The sequence below is a fragment of the Streptomyces montanus genome, from assembly GCF_005786655.1.
GTDB lineage: Bacteria > Actinomycetota > Actinomycetes > Streptomycetales > Streptomycetaceae > Streptomyces > Streptomyces sporangiiformans.
In genome coordinates, this window is record NZ_VBZC01000161.1 from 1 (window position 1) to 717 (window position 717).

Genomic DNA, 717 nt, shown 5'->3' on the forward strand with positions numbered 1-717 from the left:
GGTGTGCTGCTGAGCCGCCAGGAGGTGACGATGTCGACCGTCTGGGACGGCCGGGTCGCCGATATGCAAAAGCAGGGCACCCCGGTCGAGCGGCAGCTCAACGGCATGCGCCGTCAGTTCCAGGGCTACGCCATCGCCAAGGGCGCGGCCAACACCGACAACGCCTACCAGCTGATGGACTTCTCGCTGCGTGCCGAGAGCCAGGCCAACCTGGCCAAGGCCTTCCCGTCGAACCCGTCTTCCCCGCTGGCTTACGAAAAGCTCACCGAGGATGAGCGCAACGCACTGTCCGGTGCGCCGAAGTACTACGACAAGGGCTTCGACGCGGACGTCGACTGGTGGCTGAAGAACGAATCGGCCGTCACCAAGCGCTGGCTGGAGTGGGCTCGTGGCTGAATTCGGTGTCGCCACACCGTCGGTCAAGGTGGCCGGCGTCACGCCGGCCACCGCGACCGGCAAAGCGCTGTCGGTAGTGGCCCTGCGCAAGACATACGGGGACGTCGTCGCGGTTGACGAGGCGTCCATGGAGATCGCGGCCGGGGAGTTCGTCACCTTCCTCGGCGCCTCCGGGTCGGGCAAGACCACGACCCTGATGATGATCGCCGGGTTCTGCGAACCGGACTCCGGCACCATCACCGTCGGGGACCGCGATGTGACCCGGCTCGCGCCGCAGAAGCGGGGCCTGGGCTTCGTCTTCCAGCAGTACCTGCTCTTCCC

The 717-nt window shown here is 66.8% G+C and carries 2 protein-coding genes; both read left to right on the forward strand.

Features of this window, described 5'->3' with window-relative positions:
* The coding region (locus tag FE633_RS46910; protein WP_342791285.1) for an extracellular solute-binding protein at positions 1-396 on the forward strand (396 nt) is incomplete at its 5' end.
* The coding region (locus tag FE633_RS46915) for an ATP-binding cassette domain-containing protein (RefSeq protein ID WP_138051256.1) at positions 389-717 on the forward strand (329 nt) is incomplete at its 3' end. The genes FE633_RS46910 and FE633_RS46915, both read left to right, overlap by 8 nt.